At 45.8% G+C, this 15,629-nt stretch carries 18 protein-coding genes and 1 pseudogene; 8 read left to right on the forward strand and 11 right to left on the reverse strand.

All coding sequences use genetic code 11. The features are described from left to right. Positions 1-9: 9 nt before the first annotated feature. Positions 10-924 (forward strand): YutD family protein, encoded by a 915-nt coding sequence (locus ACEN8J_RS01840; protein ID WP_495594201.1) that lies wholly within the window; start codon positions 10-12, stop codon positions 922-924. Between the two features lie 58 nt (positions 925-982). Here ACEN8J_RS01840 and ACEN8J_RS01845 read toward each other — a convergent pair whose 3' ends face one another. Beyond that, complete coding sequence (locus ACEN8J_RS01845) at positions 983-1,786, reverse strand: NAD kinase (protein ID WP_013372943.1); 804 nt, start codon at positions 1,784-1,786, stop codon at positions 983-985. 66 nt (positions 1,787-1,852) lie between these two features. Continuing rightward, entirely contained in the window at positions 1,853-3,148 is a 1,296-nt protein-coding gene (ylbJ, locus tag ACEN8J_RS01850; protein ID WP_340886357.1) for a sporulation integral membrane protein YlbJ, read from the reverse strand. Positions 3,149-3,560: 412 nt separating this feature from the next. On the opposite strand from ylbJ, the gene ACEN8J_RS01855 reads away from it, so the two are divergent. Both ACEN8J_RS01855 and ACEN8J_RS01860 read left to right on the forward strand, forming a co-directional pair. Continuing rightward, positions 3,561-3,938, forward strand: a complete 378-nt coding sequence (locus ACEN8J_RS01855) for a globin domain-containing protein (protein ID WP_029518198.1) — start codon at positions 3,561-3,563, stop codon at positions 3,936-3,938. A gap of 21 nt (positions 3,939-3,959) precedes the next feature. Next, positions 3,960-4,691, forward strand: coding sequence for a DUF2225 domain-containing protein (locus ACEN8J_RS01860; RefSeq protein WP_049817024.1), 732 nt, complete (start codon positions 3,960-3,962; stop codon positions 4,689-4,691). Positions 4,692-4,779: 88 nt separating this feature from the next. On the opposite strand, the gene ACEN8J_RS01865 is transcribed toward ACEN8J_RS01860, so the two are convergent. Then, positions 4,780-5,016, reverse strand: a complete 237-nt coding sequence (locus tag ACEN8J_RS01865) for a hypothetical protein (protein ID WP_029518200.1) — start codon at positions 5,014-5,016, stop codon at positions 4,780-4,782. After that, complete coding sequence (locus tag ACEN8J_RS01870) at positions 5,013-5,183, reverse strand: YycC family protein (protein WP_014277894.1); 171 nt, start codon at positions 5,181-5,183, stop codon at positions 5,013-5,015. The genes ACEN8J_RS01865 and ACEN8J_RS01870 overlap by 4 nt, the downstream gene beginning before the upstream one ends. 97 nt (positions 5,184-5,280) lie before the next feature. Between ACEN8J_RS01870 and ACEN8J_RS01875 the strand changes: the two genes are divergently transcribed. After that, the gene (locus tag ACEN8J_RS01875; RefSeq protein ID WP_029518201.1) at positions 5,281-7,068 is read left to right on the forward strand and encodes a M3 family oligoendopeptidase; all 1,788 of its coding nucleotides are present in this window, start codon (positions 5,281-5,283) and stop codon (positions 7,066-7,068) included. A gap of 261 nt (positions 7,069-7,329) precedes the next feature. Next, entirely contained in the window at positions 7,330-7,731 is a 402-nt protein-coding gene (locus ACEN8J_RS01880; RefSeq protein ID WP_013311862.1) for a hypothetical protein, read from the forward strand. A 145-nt stretch (positions 7,732-7,876) separates the two neighbouring features. On the opposite strand, the gene ACEN8J_RS01885 is transcribed toward ACEN8J_RS01880, so the two are convergent. Next, positions 7,877-8,113, reverse strand: a complete 237-nt coding sequence (locus ACEN8J_RS01885; RefSeq protein ID WP_013311861.1) for an alpha/beta-type small acid-soluble spore protein — start codon at positions 8,111-8,113, stop codon at positions 7,877-7,879. Positions 8,114-8,203: 90 nt separating this feature from the next. Then, complete coding sequence (locus tag ACEN8J_RS01890) at positions 8,204-9,169, reverse strand: aldose 1-epimerase (protein ID WP_165148483.1); 966 nt, start codon at positions 9,167-9,169, stop codon at positions 8,204-8,206. Positions 9,170-9,622: 453 nt separating this feature from the next. Between ACEN8J_RS01890 and trpS the strand changes: the two genes are divergently transcribed. Continuing rightward, positions 9,623-10,612 carry a tryptophan--tRNA ligase gene (gene trpS / locus ACEN8J_RS01895; RefSeq protein WP_029518204.1) on the forward strand — a complete coding sequence of 330 codons (990 nt, stop codon included), beginning with the start codon at positions 9,623-9,625 and terminating at the stop codon, positions 10,610-10,612. 43 nt (positions 10,613-10,655) lie between these two features. Here the strand turns inward: trpS and ACEN8J_RS01900 are convergent, their stop codons facing one another. Beyond that, the gene (locus ACEN8J_RS01900; protein WP_007431986.1) at positions 10,656-10,823 is read right to left on the reverse strand and encodes a hypothetical protein; all 168 of its coding nucleotides are present in this window, start codon (positions 10,821-10,823) and stop codon (positions 10,656-10,658) included. Positions 10,824-10,944: 121 nt separating this feature from the next. Here ACEN8J_RS01900 and ACEN8J_RS01905 point away from each other — a divergent pair, with 121 nt between their 5' ends. Further along, on the forward strand, positions 10,945-11,166 hold the full coding sequence (locus tag ACEN8J_RS01905; protein ID WP_013311857.1) for an alpha/beta-type small acid-soluble spore protein: 222 nt from the start codon (positions 10,945-10,947) through the stop codon (positions 11,164-11,166). Between the two features lie 255 nt (positions 11,167-11,421). Here ACEN8J_RS01905 and ACEN8J_RS01910 read toward each other — a convergent pair whose 3' ends face one another. Next, the gene (locus ACEN8J_RS01910; protein WP_039272715.1) at positions 11,422-12,405 is read right to left on the reverse strand and encodes a metal-dependent hydrolase; all 984 of its coding nucleotides are present in this window, start codon (positions 12,403-12,405) and stop codon (positions 11,422-11,424) included. 203 nt (positions 12,406-12,608) lie between these two features. On the opposite strand from ACEN8J_RS01910, the gene cyoE reads away from it, so the two are divergent. After that, complete coding sequence (gene cyoE / locus ACEN8J_RS01915; RefSeq protein WP_013311855.1) at positions 12,609-13,553, forward strand: heme o synthase; 945 nt, start codon at positions 12,609-12,611, stop codon at positions 13,551-13,553. Positions 13,554-13,641: 88 nt separating this feature from the next. On the opposite strand, the gene ACEN8J_RS01920 is transcribed toward cyoE, so the two are convergent. From ACEN8J_RS01920 to ACEN8J_RS01930, 3 genes and pseudogenes are all read right to left on the reverse strand, one after another. Then, a complete protein-coding gene (locus ACEN8J_RS01920; protein ID WP_029518206.1) occupies positions 13,642-13,986 on the reverse strand; it encodes a toprim domain-containing protein in 345 nt (114 codons plus the stop codon). 166 nt (positions 13,987-14,152) lie between these two features. Continuing rightward, positions 14,153-14,221: pseudogene (locus tag ACEN8J_RS01925) on the reverse strand (YjcZ family sporulation protein); the annotation flags it as partial. Between the two features lie 184 nt (positions 14,222-14,405). After that, entirely contained in the window at positions 14,406-15,575 is a 1,170-nt protein-coding gene (locus tag ACEN8J_RS01930; protein ID WP_029518208.1) for an MFS transporter, read from the reverse strand. Positions 15,576-15,629 lie beyond the last annotated feature (54 nt).

Raw genomic sequence — 15,629 nt, forward strand, 5'->3', positions numbered from 1 at the left:
CAGAATAGCTTGTTTCAAATCGGTGGTAAAAACTATGAATTGTTGCAGGATCACAAGAACGGATGGAATCCCGAAGCGTTTCGTGATCGGTATAGTGAAGTGCTGGATCGCTATGATTACATTATTGGTGATTGGGGTTACAATCAGCTGCGTCTGAAGGGCTTTTATCGAGACGGCCATCCCAAAGCAAATAAGGATACATCTATAGTGGTACTGGACGATTACATTAATGAATACTGCAATTTTGGCTGTGCCTATTTTGTGCTGCAAAAAAGCCGTGAAGTGATTAATAAAAACGGCGTCAATGATGAAATCGTTGCTCCAGATATTCAGCAGTTGGTAGATGCTCAAAGGGAACAAGCGGGAACGTTAGAAACCGAAGAGCAGCAAGAAGTATTGCAACATACAGCTGGAGAACAGGAGTGGCCGCAACCACAACAGGATTCCACAGCTACGGAGGAATCGCGAGTGGAGCAGCCTCGAGAATTCCGAGAACCACGCGAGTTGCAACGTCGGGAACCGAAGGATGCCCAGGAAGTACGTGAGCGACAGCCGCGTGAAGTTCGTGAAAGTCGTTCATCCAGAGAAGGACGTGAAGGAAATCGGCAACGTGAGCCACGTGAAGCACGTGATTCGCGCCAGCCAAGAGAACCACGTGAAGCGAAGGATGGACGCAATCCGGGTGAAGGGCAGCAAACCCGCGAACCGCGTAGACAGCGCAATCAGCAAGGGAATTTCGATAAAAAGGAATCACGTGGACCACGCTATGAGCGTCAACCAAAGGAAAATCGGGAGGGACGGCAAGTTCGTGTCTCACGTGAACCTGAGGGCCAGCGTCAGACCCATCCAGCTGCTAAAGCCGAAAAAACTGAGGGTAGTAAAAAGAATAAAACATTTACTGCTCCACAACAAAACGGTTCCTGAATTTTCAGGAACCGTTTTGTTTGTAAAAAAAGAGCCAGAGTCGGCTCTTTTACAGGTTCTAATTAAGAAAGGCGTTGCGTACTCGATCCCAAAATGGGAAAGGACGGTAACGAGCGAAGCTGATCTTCTGACTTGCGACCTGACATCGAACAGAGATTAAGTCATCCACAGGAAAGTTCAGGTGATCTACTGTCAATAAAAGACGCTGATCTTTCCGTGAAAAAATATCACAATGATGATGTTTGGGCAGTAGCAATGGCGATCCTAGTGTCCGATACACGCGGTTATTAATGGAAGCGATCTCAGTCAATTGCAATGCTTCAATGGTGGGATGAACCATAGCTCCGCCAAGTGCTTTATTATAGGCGGTCGTCCCTGAGGGGGTAGAAACACATATACCGTCACCGCGAAACATTTCAAAGGTGATATCGTTAATATCTACTTGGGCAACGACAGTGCCATCCACCCCTTTTAACGTAAACTCATTCAAGGCAATAAAAGAAGCATTGCCTGATTTCTTGTGAATTTCCAACTCAATCAGTGGATACTTAACGATTCTCGGGTTAAGCGGTCCCTCAGATCCGCTTTGGCTCATCAGGTGGATTAGCTCCTCCAGCTCGTCCGCACGCCAATCGGCGTAAAAGCCTAGATGACCGGTATGTACACCAACAAAGGCAATATCCGGAATGCGGTCGATGAAGGTATGAAACGCATGAAGCATTGTACCATCGCCTCCAATAGACACGACGATTTCCGGCGATTCGGCATCCAGCTTGAAATTCTTTTCTTGGGCAAGACGGTGAAATTGCTGACTCAAGTCCATGGAGTGCTGATCCCCGCGATCCAGAACATAATATCTCAAGATGAAAAGCTCCTTTGTCATGGGTATATATCGATCATAATCAATTATGAGCAAGAACACAATCGTTCATTGCCTGTGTGTTCTTCTCAAACGTACGTATAAGCGACGGGTACCCACACTCAACCATGAGAGACTAAGCATTCCAGCCAGTATAAAGCCAAGAAACAGCAGACTTTGCAACAGCATGGCGGACGAGAAGCCAGGGGACCATACGATGTCGTATATTGGAAAAAAGACTGGAGAGCTTCCCTGTCCCATCAGAGGCTGCCATAACACGAGAGCGAGCAGTGCCGAGATGAAGCCGTGCGCAGCCCGGGCCAACAAAAATGGCATATAACGAAGATCCGTCATATTTAAAATACTTGCAACCTGCGCATGAACCGATAGCCCGCCCCAGGAGAGCACAAAAGCGGCTGCGGCTACCTTGAATGGTATCGCTGCCGTGGCTTTACCTGCGGCCTGCGCTCCTAAAGTGACTTCGAAAATACCACCCACGATGGACTCCGTTAACGTAGGAGGAAGACCACATGCAGTCAAGAGGTTTGCCGTAAGCAGATGAAGTCCGCTCATTAAACCGGAGTTCGTCAAAGCTTCTAAAATGACGCAGAAGAATACAACTAGCCCTCCTACGACAATAATAAGGCGTAGGGAGGAAGTAATCGCCTCACGGAGTAACTCACCCAATGGACGACCATCTTCCAAACGAGCTGTATGCATGGCATATAATGCTTGGCGTAGGGGTCCAGGCTGTCTATTGCGACCAGCAGCTTTTGTATTTGTGGACTTCGACCAGGCTTTTGGAGTAGGTTGAGGGCGGTCGCTGCGAGTATCTGTTTCCCCTGAACGAGAACCGTGGAAGCGCATAAGTAGCCCGATGATGAGCACACCACCATAATGAGCCGCGCCCAGTACGAGTGCAATTTCTGGTTGATGGAAGAAGCCAACGGAAACCGCACCGATCAAGAATATCGGATCAGAGGAAGTCGTAAATGCGACCAAACGCTCTCCTTCAATGCGTGTGATCCATTTTTGCTCCCACAGCTTGGCTGTTAGTTTAGCTCCAATCGGGTAACCGGATGCACAGCTGACCGCAGCGACAAAACCTCCACAGCCAGGTACACGGAATAGAGGCTGCATCAGCGGATCCAACAGCGCACCTATGAAATGAACAATTCCGAAACCGAGGAGAAGCTCGGAAATAACGAAAAACGGGAATAAAGATGGAAACAGCACGTCCCACCAGATGGCAAGCCCCCGAAGCCCGGCATTCAGAGAAGATTGCGGGTATACAGCCATAAGTATAAATAGGAATAGCAGTGAAAGGATGAGCAGAGGAAGCGAGTAACGACGGTATAGCGACATAGAGGCCCCTCCTTTGGAGTTGTACTATTATACCTATGTCGGGGATGGACAAAGAGTACAAAAAAAACAAAGAAAACGGTTACATTTGTTGCTGTATTTTTGTAAATAGTATGTTAAAATAGGAAAACAACGATCCATAACCTTAAGGATGGAGTGATCAGGATGAGTATCGTTGCCGGTCTGTTCGTATGTGCTTTTGTGTATGTTATTCGTGCCTCTCTCGTCCATTCCGGTGAAGAGGATTGGCGGAGTTATTAATTGTATTTATAGAATGACGAAGCTATGTGCAACGAAGCACATCCTCTTCATATGTTAAATTGATAAAATGACGCTTATTTTTAGCGTCATTTTTTGTTTTTTGTTATAATACGGGTGTATATTTATTACCATAGCACAGAAAGTTGGAGGAAAAGTGAACCCTAGCCTGAGCATTTATGACAACCTTGGGGGCGCGGAAGGTATTCGTGCTATTATTGAGGCCTTCTACCCGAGAGTTTATAAAGATCCGTTGTTAAGTCCCCTGTTTCCTAAAGACATGGAACCGGTTAAGGAAAAGCAGTTTATGTTCCTGAGCCAGTTTTTTGGAGGACCGTCCCTTTTTTCTGATGCATATGGTCATCCGATGTTACGTGCGAGACATATGAAGTTTCCCGTTACGGAGGAGCGAGCAGAGGCATGGTTGTCTTGTATGGCAGGTGCGTTAACGGATACGGGCATTGAGGAGCCGCTTCGTTCCATCATACTTAACCGTTTGTCTGGTCCTGCGCATCATTTTGTAAATACCCCGTAAGCTTGCGGGGATTGCCGAATTTTGGAGAGGGTTGTAAAAACATTGGAACTTGAACCGTTATATCAGATTAAAATCACCTGCACACATTGTGAAGAAGAATTTCAGACATCTCGTGTCAGACCAAGCCTAAAGAAGGCCATTCGTACAGATTCAGATTTTTGCGCTTATTATAAGAATGAAAATCCGGATTTTTATGTCGTAAGGGTCTGTCCTCATTGTGGGTTTACCTCGACAGAGCACTCTACCGTTCAGTTAAGCGATCAGCAAACCAAGATTTTTAGAGATAAAATCGGTAATCGCTGGCAGTCTCGCGAATATGGCGGGCATCGTAGCTGGGAAGAGGCATTAGAAACGTATAAACTGGGTTTACTCTGTGCCCAGGTCATCGGAGAAAAGGAACGCGTAGTAGCCAGTCTATTACAGCATATCGCATGGATGTACAGATACCAGGGAAATGAGGAGCAGGAGCTTCGCTTTCTCAAATTTAGTCTGGATTCTTACGTTCGGGTTTATGAACTGGAGGGTGTCGGGGCGAATAATGCCAAACTGCTGTATCTGATTGGTGAATTGCATCGACGTACAGGGAACTTTAACGAAGCGGTACGCTGGTTTTCGCGTGTCATTAATGACAAAAAGATTATGGATGCAGCCATGATCCGGGCTTCCCGCGAACAGTGGTCTGTACTGCGAGAACAAATGATGGCTAAAAATTTCCAACTGCCGGAGGAAATGCAAGACGCAAGCTCCTCCTGAAGAAATAAAGGTGTGCACTATGGCCGATTTAGGCTCATGGTTCACACCTTGTTTGTAAAACGGGTTATATTCTCTTACAACTCATGAATTAATGATGACGCAATGTGGTATCTGACAGCAAATAATCGTCATCACAATCCACTAAAGTAACCTTGTTATGGCAACATGGAAACACAAGCAGCTTTTTCATACCTTCGTGTATGAGCTTAAGTTCTTTAGGCTTCAGGGGCAGCAATACATTATCCTGGTCGCAAAACGGACAAGACTGTACATAAACGTCTCCCATGACGATGTCATAAGGCCAGGTTTTATGAAAAGGGATCATGATTTGTCCGATTCTCCGCCGTTCGGGTCAGCGGTTTCTTCTTTAGCCAGTTCGGCCAGCTTTTGCATCAAAATGTGCTGGGGTGTATGCATAAGGTGTTCCAGCGGAATACCGAGCTTTTCGGATAATTTCACAGCCGTTTCCGGCGAAATTTGTAAGGGTCTCATTCTGTTTTCCTCCCAATTGTAGTGATTTACTATCACGATGTAGCTTTATTGTATATGAAACCACATGAATTCGCCAAAAAAGAAAGGTGGAACTATTATGAAAACACCGTTAAAGCAAACATGGGATCTGGAATCTATTTTTAGCGGAGGGTCTTCCTCTGCCTCATTCCATGCATTTTTGGAAGAATTGGAAAGCAAGGTCCAACAGCTGCAGTCCCAGCTTAAAGCAGCTAAAGTACCACAAACGGTATTGGATACCGAGCGTCTGGATAGTGTATTGAGTAGCATCCAGGAGCTGTTTAATGGCGCGTCGCAGGCGGGTTCCTTTGTCTCTTGTCTAACTGCTCAAAACCAGCACGACAAGCTGGCTGTTCAACTGGGGGCGCGTGTCAACACGCTGTATGCCCAAGGGAAAAGTGCTTTAGTATCTTTCCAGAACTTGCTGGCACAAACCAGTGAAGACATTTGGCAGAAATGGATGGAGCGCGAAGCTATCCAGCCGATTTCTTTTGTCCTGAACGAATATCGGAACGAAGCACGTGAAAAAATGGCTCCTGAGCTGGAAAGCCTTGCATTGGATCTGGCAGTGGATGGCTACCATGGATGGGGCGACTTCTATGATACCATTGTCAAAAATATGACGATCCCTGTACCAGAAAATGGCGAGATCGTAAACCTGTCTGTAGGTCAAGCAGCTAATAAGCTGGATGAAGCAGATCGCAGCGTACGTAAAGATGTGTTTGCACGTTGGGAAGAGGCATGGGCTCAGGTAGAGGACTATTGCGCGGATACATTGAATCATTTGGCAGGCTTCCGTCTGAAGCTATATGAAAAACGAGGCTGGACAGATGTGCTTAAAGAACCGCTGGAAATCAGCCGTATGTCCGCACAAACGCTGGATACGATGTGGCAGGTTATTAATGAAACAAAGCCTATTGTAGTTAAATACTTGGAGCGGAAAGCAAAGCTGCTGGGCTTAGAGAAGCTGTCCTGGCATGACGTTGAAGCTCCGCTGGGAACATCAACCACTAAAATCCCATACGACGATGCTGCTGTAACGATTGTTGAGCAATTTGGTAAATTTAGCTCGAGAATGGCTGACTTTGCCCAAATGGCTTTTGAGAAAAGTTGGATTGAAGCAGAGGATCGTCCTGGCAAACGTCCGGGTGGTTTCTGTACATCTCTGCGTCTAAGCAAAGAGACCCGTATTTTTATGACCTATGCCGGATCACCATCCAACGTTTCGACACTGGCCCATGAGCTCGGACACGGTTATCACCAGCATGTGATGAATGAATTGCACCCATTGAATCAGAATTATGCCATGAACGTAGCTGAGACGGCGTCGACGCTGGCAGAACTTATTGTATCAGATGCTTTGCTGGAAGCTGCCGAGGGTCAGGAGAAGGTAGCTTTGCTGGAGGATAAAATTCAGCGTGGTGTAGCCTTCTTTATGAACATTCATGCCCGTTTCCTATTTGAAACCCGTTTTTACGAGTTGCGGAAAAAAGGAGTCGTAGGAGCACAACAATTAAGCGAGTTGATGGAACAAGCGCAGCGTGAAGCGTTTAGTGGTATCCTGGATGAGGCTCATCCTCATTTTTGGGCATCCAAGCTGCATTTCTATATTACGGACACTCCTTTCTACAACTTCCCGTACACATTCGGGTATATGTTCAGTGCAGGAATTTACGCTTTTGCGAAGGAAAACCCTGACGGCTTCGCCGACCAATATGATGCCTTGCTGCGTGATACAGGTCGCATGACAGTCGAAGAATTGGCTTCCAAGCACTTAGGTACCGATTTAACACAGGCTGACTTCTGGCGTAATGCTGCGCAAGTTACTGTTCAGGATATTGAGCAATTTTTACAAATGACAAAATAACGGATTTACACTTTTGAAAGGTCTCCTATAAGGGAGGCCTTTTTTGTAATTTTTACAGAAGATGATGAACAAAGTCGCAAAATGTCGAAGTGTAATTAACATTACCTGTTGGCGAAATTTAAAATGATGGATATACTTAGAAAATAGTTATAAATACCCAATTATGTTGGTTTTGATTGTAAGGTTAAAAATCTTCGCATATAATTGAGCCGTAAGACCTATTAATTATTTTCGGACAAGGTATATAGGAGGGTTTTTGTAATGGATGAAGTAGGTCAATTGTCGTTGGCAAGGCAGATGGATATCGTTTTAAAAGAACTGGATAATGAACTGGCGGGTTTGTCGTCAGGCATCGTATTTGTACAAATACGTAACAATGTAGTTGGGAAGTTTGGGATTCGCCATAATCCGCTTGCAGGTAAGGGTGGCACGTTTGCAGCAGTAGAACCGGGGTTATCAGCAAAGCATCGGGAGGATTTTCGGCGTATGGCCCTAGAAACGCTAAATCATAAGCGTAGCTGGACTCATGGTGAGATTGCTTTCGATTTTGCCATCAGACAAGGAACGATTTTGGTAGATGCAACACTGGAGTCCAACTACAACATGGCGAATCTCATGATCCGCTACAACAAGCCTACATACCGAGCGGCTAATTCGGAATAATCATCAATATGAGAATTTTGCAAAATCCTAATTTTAAAAAAGAGAAAAGGCGGCCTTCCTTGGGAAGACCGCCTATGTTATATGCCCGTTATAACGCATTTTGGTAAATTACGATGAACGGAATGCTCATGTGGAATAATGACGCTTATTGACCTGAACGTCCTGATAATTGCTGTTCGGCCAGCTGTACCAAGCGTTTAGTGATATAGCCTCCCAGAGAACCAGCTTCACGGGATGGCATGTCACCGTAGTAACCGTCTGCCGGAATGGTGATGCCCAGCTCTTGTGCAGCTTCATATTTCAATTGTTGCAGTGCGTTGTTGGCTTGAGGAACAACAAGGTTGTTACTGCGACGACTTCTGCCTTGATTAGCTTCATTCATGTGTAGTCACCTCCTTCGGCTGTGATGAGGTTAGTATGCGACAGAGTTATGAAAATATGCGCCGAAGGAAGGAAAGTGACTAGAGGGAAATTACGGATATATGATATGAATCTGAGTTTTGAGATCGATGGATTGCTTAGGCTCCAGACGGATCAGCCCGCCTCCTTCAACAGGATCAGGTAAATTAGGAGCATCTGACAGCCAGGTATAAGGCTCAATGCAAAGATACTGATCGCATTCACCTTTGGTGTATAACACCCAATACTTAAAGTATTGCTCATCTGCTGTGTAGCGGATTTGATAACCATCATCACGAGTCAAAAGAGCTACAGCAGGGCCTTCCGTTGCCCGCAGCAGCGTGTCTAGATTTGTTCCTTTCAGTGAAAGACCCGAAGAGAGCTGTTCCAAGTCATTCAACGAAGTAATCATACCTGTAGGTAGCTGTTCAGCATCCTGCTCATATACGCCGTTCACAGGTAGCTTTAGGCGCCAGCGCTCAGGTTCTCCGTCCACCATAAACCAAGTGTGATATCCCAAGCCAAATGGGGCTGCTTTTTCACCCAAATTGGTTACGCGCAGTGTTTGACTTAATATAGCACCCTGCAAGCGATACGTCATCTCCAGACGCAAAGGAATGGGGAATTGTTCCATCCAGTGCGGATCACTTTCTGTCAAAAGCTCGGTAGTGACACTGCAACCTTCTTCATCCTCTTCAATATCACTGCAGCGCCAGGATTGATTACGATGCAGACCGTGTATATGGTTGTCATTGGCTGTATTTCGGTCGAACTGGTAAGGAACACCGTCAAACTCAAATTGTCCTTTGCGAATTCGGCCAGGAGGAATCAAAATGGGCAAGCCAAAATGATAAGGCTTTTGTAAATAAAAAGCCAATTCTTCCTCACCGGGCCGACGTACGATATCCCTGTCGAGCTTCAGATCACGCACTGAGATAATATTATTCCCGAGGCGAGGGATCATCGTAACTTCCAGTTCACCACTATGTAAAACATACGTGTCGTAACCGTTCCAGTGTTCTTTGGTCACTTGTTTCATATCCATGCTCCTTTGTCCACTATAATCGGTTGAAGCTTCGTGTCATTATGATAACAGATTTTTGATCGTAGGGCACAATCGTCATTTGACAATAACATTATGCGGAATTATCATTAATGTAGTTTAGAAAGTAATGACATGGATAACGCGATGATGAGGACAAGTAAGCTTTCGCATAAGCTCTTCAGAAAGCCGGTGGTGGATGGGAACCGGTGAGCCTGCATTGCTGAATGGACCTTGGAGTGCCGCACAGAACAGGATTTTACAGTCCTCAGTATGACGGCCGATTGCTCCCCGTTAACGGAGCTTTAAGATTGCAATCAGTCATGGCGCATAGCTCCGATAAGCAAAGGCTGACGGCAATGAATAAGGGTGGTACCACGGTCTCGCGTCCCTTGAGGATGCGGGGCCTTTTTGCGTTCTAAATATTGAAATAATCGGAGGAGGAAGAGTATGAAAACTGTACTTTCAGGTATTCAGCCTAGTGGACAACTTACTTTGGGCAACTACATTGGTGCAATGAAAAACTTTGTCAAATTGCAAGAGGATCACCAATGTTACTTTATGGTTCCAGATCTTCATGCGATTACCGTACCGCAGGAACCAGCTCAATTACGCGAGCAGTCGGAGGCGGTAGCGGCATTATTTATTGCAGCGGGTATTAACCCAGAGAAATCCAACGTCTTTTTACAATCCCATGTTCCTCAGCACGCTGAGCTGGGATGGTTGATGACAACACTGACGAATATGGGCGAGCTGGAACGTATGACTCAGTTTAAGGACAAGGCTGCTGGCAAGGATTCCGTAGGAGCAGGGTTGTTCGTATATCCGTCGTTGATGGCAGCTGACATTTTGCTCTACAACGCGGATCTCGTCCCGGTGGGCGAAGATCAGAAACAGCATCTGGAACTGACACGGGATTTGGCTGGCCGCTTTAATCATCGTTATGGAGATTATTTTACAATTCCCGAGCCGTATATCCCTGAAGTAGGGGCAAGAATTATGTCCCTGGATGATGCATCCAAAAAAATGAGCAAGAGTAATCCGAATGCAGGCAGTTTTATTGCGCTACTGGACGAACCGAAAGTCATACGCAAGAAAATCAGCCGCGCTACGACCGATTCTGGCAGTGAGGTTAGATATGATCTGGCCAATAAACCTGAAATTAGTAATCTAATGAGCATTTACAGCCAGTGTTCCGGTTTGTCGCTCCAAGAAGTGCAGGATCGTTATGAAGGCCAAATGTACGGGACATTTAAAAAAGAACTGGCAGAGACGGTTGTGGCTATGCTTGAACCGATTCAGCAGCGCTATCGCGATATCCGGGAATCCGGTGAAATTGGACATATTTTGGCCCAATCCGCAGAGCGTGCACAAGAAGCTGCTGAAGTCACGCTGTCTGCGGTCAAAGAGCGCATGGGCTTTCTGCCACGTCTACGCTAAAGCATATTGAGGCGAAACGAATTAGGCCTTTTATAGGATTGGATTAGGAGCGGCGTTGTCGGGCTTTGACCACGAAACCCCAGCCAATATTGCCGACAGATAATAGCCCCAGTAGAATGGCAAGCCATGCGGAATAACTGATGGATATAGCGGCTGCGGTCAGCAGGACAATGGATGAAACGGCGAACCATAGGGATAAACCTTTGCTCATTGGTAAAAACCTCCAGTGTTCGAATGTTGAATTTCAGGAATAAGTAGTTGTAAGCGAGCCATAATAATCTTGCAAGCTTGCAATGAACCTCACTCACAAAGAACTGAAAGGAGATTCAAATATGAGCAGACGTCGTTCAAACAACCTGCAAGTACCGCAGGCCAACGCCGCTTTACAACAATTAAAATATGAGGCAGCTCAAGAACTTGGCATCACCATCCCTCAGGACGGTTACTTCGGTAATGTTGTTTCCCGCGAAACAGGTTCTCTTGGGGGATATATTACGAAAAAGCTAGTCCAACAAGCAGAACAATCCTTGTCGGGCAGCAGCCGTTTGCAGTAATACACATAAACACTCCATCTTGGAAGCTGTATTATGAGCAACTGTCATGAAGAAAATCCGGAGCGATCATGCTCCGGATTTTTTTTACGCATGGCTTATGACCATTGTGAATCACGCAAGTCCGCTTCGTCAAGAGGGCGCTTTCATGAGATGTGATTTTTGGCGCGAATGGCCATAAAAACAGCAAGCTCCCAGATTAAAGGGGAACTTGCTGTCTCTTGTTCATACGGCTGGTTGTTAGCTTGTAAGCAGATTTTAATTCGTATGCAGGGAAAGGCGTTTTTGCATCTTTTCGTCACTGAGCCATCCGATATAACTGTTGATCAGCCCGAACTGCTTATCCATCGCGACCACAGCCACGAATGGATATTGCCTCCGGTGTCGATACCTCACGTCTCCCCATCGCACAATGTAGCCCCATTCCAGTTCTTCCACCTCGGCAACAGCAAAGGAGGAGAAATAGCGAAATGCCTGCACATCGCGATAGGATTTGGATGCTTCTACGGCAGGATGTGTGGATGGAATTGCGTGTTTCGTCCAAAATAAGTGCGAGCCATTTAATCCGCCAATGTCATAACTTCCATTCTGATGAGCTTTTACCACATGCCACCGGTTCCATGATACGGTGGGAATGATATAATAATTGTCGCCCTCCTGACGCTCGTTGTCCATATTACGTACCGCTTTTCTGGTTATAAAATGACTCCAGGTTCGCCAAATGTAATACAGGCCAATAATGACGTACAGCGTAATAAATAAGGGAGCGGGTGGAATCAATCCGGTGATCCACAGCATAATCGCAGCAACATGGGTGCCAAAAATAAAGGGATCGAAAATATGGATGATATTCCAAGATATCCACTTGTTTGTAAACGGCCGGAATGCCTGTGTTCCGTACGTATTAAATAAATCTGTGAATACATGCAGGCAGACGGCAATCGTTACCCATAATGCTACATGACCTGGGGGCACATCTCTGAAGATCAGGCAAATTAGCCCTGTTATGGACAAGATCCATATCAACCAGAAGGGAATTGAATGCGACAGTCCACGGTGATTGCGAATGTAGGCTGCATTATTTTTCAACCGAAGCAAAGTGTCAAAATCCGGAGCTTGTGACCCTACAACTGTAGCGAGCAGCACCACTGCGGCCAACTTTGGATCTCCGGCGACGACAGGGTCAGTGTAGGCCAGACCGGCCAATCCGATTCCCATGACAAAGTGTGTGGCTGTATCCATATCTGTCGCTCCTTTTGTATTGTTTCCTGTACTTATTACTACCCAAATTTACTGTAAACGATCAGCAGGGGCGATTTGCCATCGGAATTGTGAACGTTTTGTGCGTTTTCTGTCAAACTTTTTGGGGTAGGTATATGATAAAATTTATATCGGAGTTCAACTTACTCCCGAATTCATACATCTCTAAGGGGGAGTTACTCACAATGGATAATATAAGTTATAAGACTTCTTCGGATGCGGCTACCTATTCTGTAAAATCTAAACCACCCGGCAAAGCGGGCACTTGGAAAGATTTTATTACAGTTACCAAGCCAGGCATCCTTCGTACCAATCTGGTTGCAGCCTTTGGTGGTTTTTGGTTAGCATCGCAATGGGACGTTGACTATATAAAGCTAATTCTTACACTTTTAGGTACAATGCTGGTTATGGCATCTTCATGTGTTTTTAACAACTATTTTGACCGTGAGCTGGATTTGAAAATGGAACGTACACGTAATCGCTCACTGCCAACAGGGCGTCTGACCCCTACAACGGTGTTGTCATACGCTATTATTTTGGGTGTTGTCGGGTTAGCTGTTCTATTCTTCTTCTCTGGTGTAAAGGCAGGATTACTGGGATTACTTGGTATGTTCGTCTACGTCGGTATTTATACACTTTGGTTAAAACGTTCATCTACATGGAGTACATCCATCGGCGGTATTTCTGGTGCAATGCCTCCTGTAATTGGTTATGTGGCCGCTTCGGGTCGTATTGATATGGGCGCTTGGCTTTTATTCGCTCTCCTGTTCTTATGGCAGCCGCCTCACTTCTGGGCACTTGCTATTCGCAGAGTTGAGGAATATCGCGCAGCAGGATTTCCGTTGTTGCCAGTCGTAAAAGGTATCCATCGGACCAAAATTCAGATGATTCCTTATATTGTATTGCTGATTCCGGTACCCATCCTTATGTATGCTTATGGATATGCCGGTATGATTTTTATGATCGTGTCCGTGTTACTGTCCGTGCTGTGGGCATTCTATGCCTTTAAAGGTTTTACGATTAAGGAAGAAGAAACGGATTCCTGGGCCAAAAAAGTATTTTTCTTTTCCATTAACCATCTGACACTCAGCTTCTTGCTGATGATCGTCGATACGGTTCATAAATTCTAATGTCATTTTAGAGGCATTTTATAGTACACCATATAGCTGTCCAACAGGCATGAAAGCGGCCTGAGGACAGCTTTTTTGTTATTCAAGACTAAAGAACAGGTGGCGGGTATATAATGTATTCTTCTAATCCTGCTTTTTCCAATTGAGCGATCACATATTCGTCTGGAGTCCCTTCTACGCCAGCGTATCCTTTGCGGGTATACATATGGTAGGCATCTGGAAAAGAGTCTGCAAGCACACCCCTTATTTTTTTCCCTGAGCTGTCATTGTCCATAAATAAATATATTTCGTCGTGCTTGGCTCGCTTGTGGAGGGATTCCAGTTTTATAGAGTTTAGTGTGCCGAAGGTGCATAAAATGTGAACCTCCGGGTCAAGTAATCGGCGAAGTTTGCTGCGGTCATTTTTCCCTTCGACGATCACGGTTATCGCCATTTAAGCTCACCCCTTGTCTGATACATATGCTCGAAATTCCCCGGGAAATGAAGAATATGAGTATAGTGTAGCTCCAAATAGGGTTCTCATGCAAAAAATAACAAAATAGCCTGCCAGAAGTGGCAGGCATGGGTACAAGGGACAACATGTTAGGGCAATTTAGACATTAAAACCAGCAAGTACGGAGAATGATGACGAGCAGAATATAAAGAACAAGAATGGTGCCAGTTGAAGTTCCAAAAACAGGGCAAGGGCTTACAGGATGACAGTGGCTCACAGGCTGCACCTCCCTTTATTAGTGAATGTTCAGTCAAAATAGTCTATGTGGATAGGGGTATAGTGTACTGTGCATCTGCCCTCTGGAACGGCATTTTGGGCTTTAAAGATAGCATTTTAGCATACCCACTGCCTCAGACTAGCTAGGAATGATAAGGTCCTGTGGCAGACAGTGGCGGCGTAGGAGATATGCGCTTAACGGGAACGAATAGCAGGCCAGCCATCAGAATCAGAAATGCGATAAAAAAAGGGGATATGTGATCCGGAAGCTGACCCGCCAGTACAGGCCCGGCAAAGGAGCCGATTGACGTTGCAATGGATTGCAGGGCAAAGGTTTTGCCCAATCGAGCACCTCCAATTCGTATGAAGAGAGAGGCCAGCGCTGGAAAAATGATGCCTTTGGCTGTTCCCAAAATAAACAGGATGATGCCTATTGTCGCTTCGGGCGTGGTGGCGAGTGCATAGAAGCTTAAAGACATCAGAATAATGCCACAAAGTAGCCTTACCATCGGTGAATATTTGTTCAGAAAAAGCAAACTAAGCGTACAGAGTGCTCCCAAACTGATGATGGAAAAAAGCAATCCGGTGGACATCATGGACGCAGAACCGTTATTTCGTAATGGGATCTCATAAAATAAAATGCCTTGTGCGCACGCCAAAACAAAAGGTAAAAGCAGGTAACGCCAATTGAATGGTAACCGCGTCTGTGCTGCCGAGAGTGGAGCAGGTGTCGTATGACCATCAGATAATTGGGCCTGCGGAGCGGGTGCTTTTTTGGGTAAGGTGAAATAAGCCATAAGCCCCGTGATTACGAGAATGATGCCAAGGGAACTAAATGTCTCGCTAAAGCCAAAACTGGCTACGATAAATGCGCCTGCGGCTGGAGACAGAACAGAGGCCAACGTATGGACGACACCATGCCCCGACATATATTTACCCTGCGTAACCGGATGATCAGACAGTTGTGCCAGCATGGCCAGACAGGCTGGAGATAAAAAAGCCAACACATAGCCACTAATCGCACGCAGAAAAAGTAATTCCCACGGTGTATGGATGTACGATTGAATGATCAGGATCAGGCCTGCAGCTGTCAGGCTGAACATAATATATCGGCGACTGCCGTGTTTGTCGACTTTGGGACCTGCCATCAAATTGCCAGGCAGGTGAGTCAGAGAGTAAATCCCCATCATCCAACCGATAAAGGTAGGAGCTGCCCCCAGAGAGATGGCGAATGGCGTCAAAATAGGATATTGCGCATGCAGATCAAAAAAGGCAATGAACAAAAAGAGATACAGCCAGAGGGCTGTTTTCATGTGAATGACCCCCTTTCCCTAATGTAAACTTTCATGTTACTTCGTATTGGCCCT

The sequence above is a fragment of the Paenibacillus sp. Paensp38 genome (assembly GCF_059491915.1).

Coding starts and splice junctions, on each gene's coding strand:
- ylbJ (WP_340886357.1), bottom strand. CDS start 3,148: ATGTCGCTATACCGTCGTTACTCGCTTCCTCTGCTCATCCTTTCACTG.
- ACEN8J_RS01865 (WP_029518200.1), bottom strand. CDS start 5,016: ATGATCCCTTTTCATAAAACCTGGCCTTATGACATCGTCATGGGAGAC.
- ACEN8J_RS01870 (WP_014277894.1), bottom strand. CDS start 5,183: ATGAGACCCTTACAAATTTCGCCGGAAACGGCTGTGAAATTATCCGAA.
- ACEN8J_RS01875 (WP_029518201.1), top strand. CDS start 5,281: ATGAAAACACCGTTAAAGCAAACATGGGATCTGGAATCTATTTTTAGC.
- ACEN8J_RS01880 (WP_013311862.1), top strand. CDS start 7,330: ATGGATGAAGTAGGTCAATTGTCGTTGGCAAGGCAGATGGATATCGTT.
- ACEN8J_RS01885 (WP_013311861.1), bottom strand. CDS start 8,113: ATGAATGAAGCTAATCAAGGCAGAAGTCGTCGCAGTAACAACCTTGTT.
- ACEN8J_RS01890 (WP_165148483.1), bottom strand. CDS start 9,169: ATGAAACAAGTGACCAAAGAACACTGGAACGGTTACGACACGTATGTT.
- trpS (WP_029518204.1), top strand. CDS start 9,623: ATGAAAACTGTACTTTCAGGTATTCAGCCTAGTGGACAACTTACTTTG.
- ACEN8J_RS01900 (WP_007431986.1), bottom strand. CDS start 10,823: ATGAGCAAAGGTTTATCCCTATGGTTCGCCGTTTCATCCATTGTCCTG.
- ACEN8J_RS01905 (WP_013311857.1), top strand. CDS start 10,945: ATGAGCAGACGTCGTTCAAACAACCTGCAAGTACCGCAGGCCAACGCC.
- ACEN8J_RS01910 (WP_039272715.1), bottom strand. CDS start 12,405: ATGGATACAGCCACACACTTTGTCATGGGAATCGGATTGGCCGGTCTG.
- cyoE (WP_013311855.1), top strand. CDS start 12,609: ATGGATAATATAAGTTATAAGACTTCTTCGGATGCGGCTACCTATTCT.
- ACEN8J_RS01920 (WP_029518206.1), bottom strand. CDS start 13,986: ATGGCGATAACCGTGATCGTCGAAGGGAAAAATGACCGCAGCAAACTT.
- ACEN8J_RS01930 (WP_029518208.1), bottom strand. CDS start 15,575: ATGAAAACAGCCCTCTGGCTGTATCTCTTTTTGTTCATTGCCTTTTTT.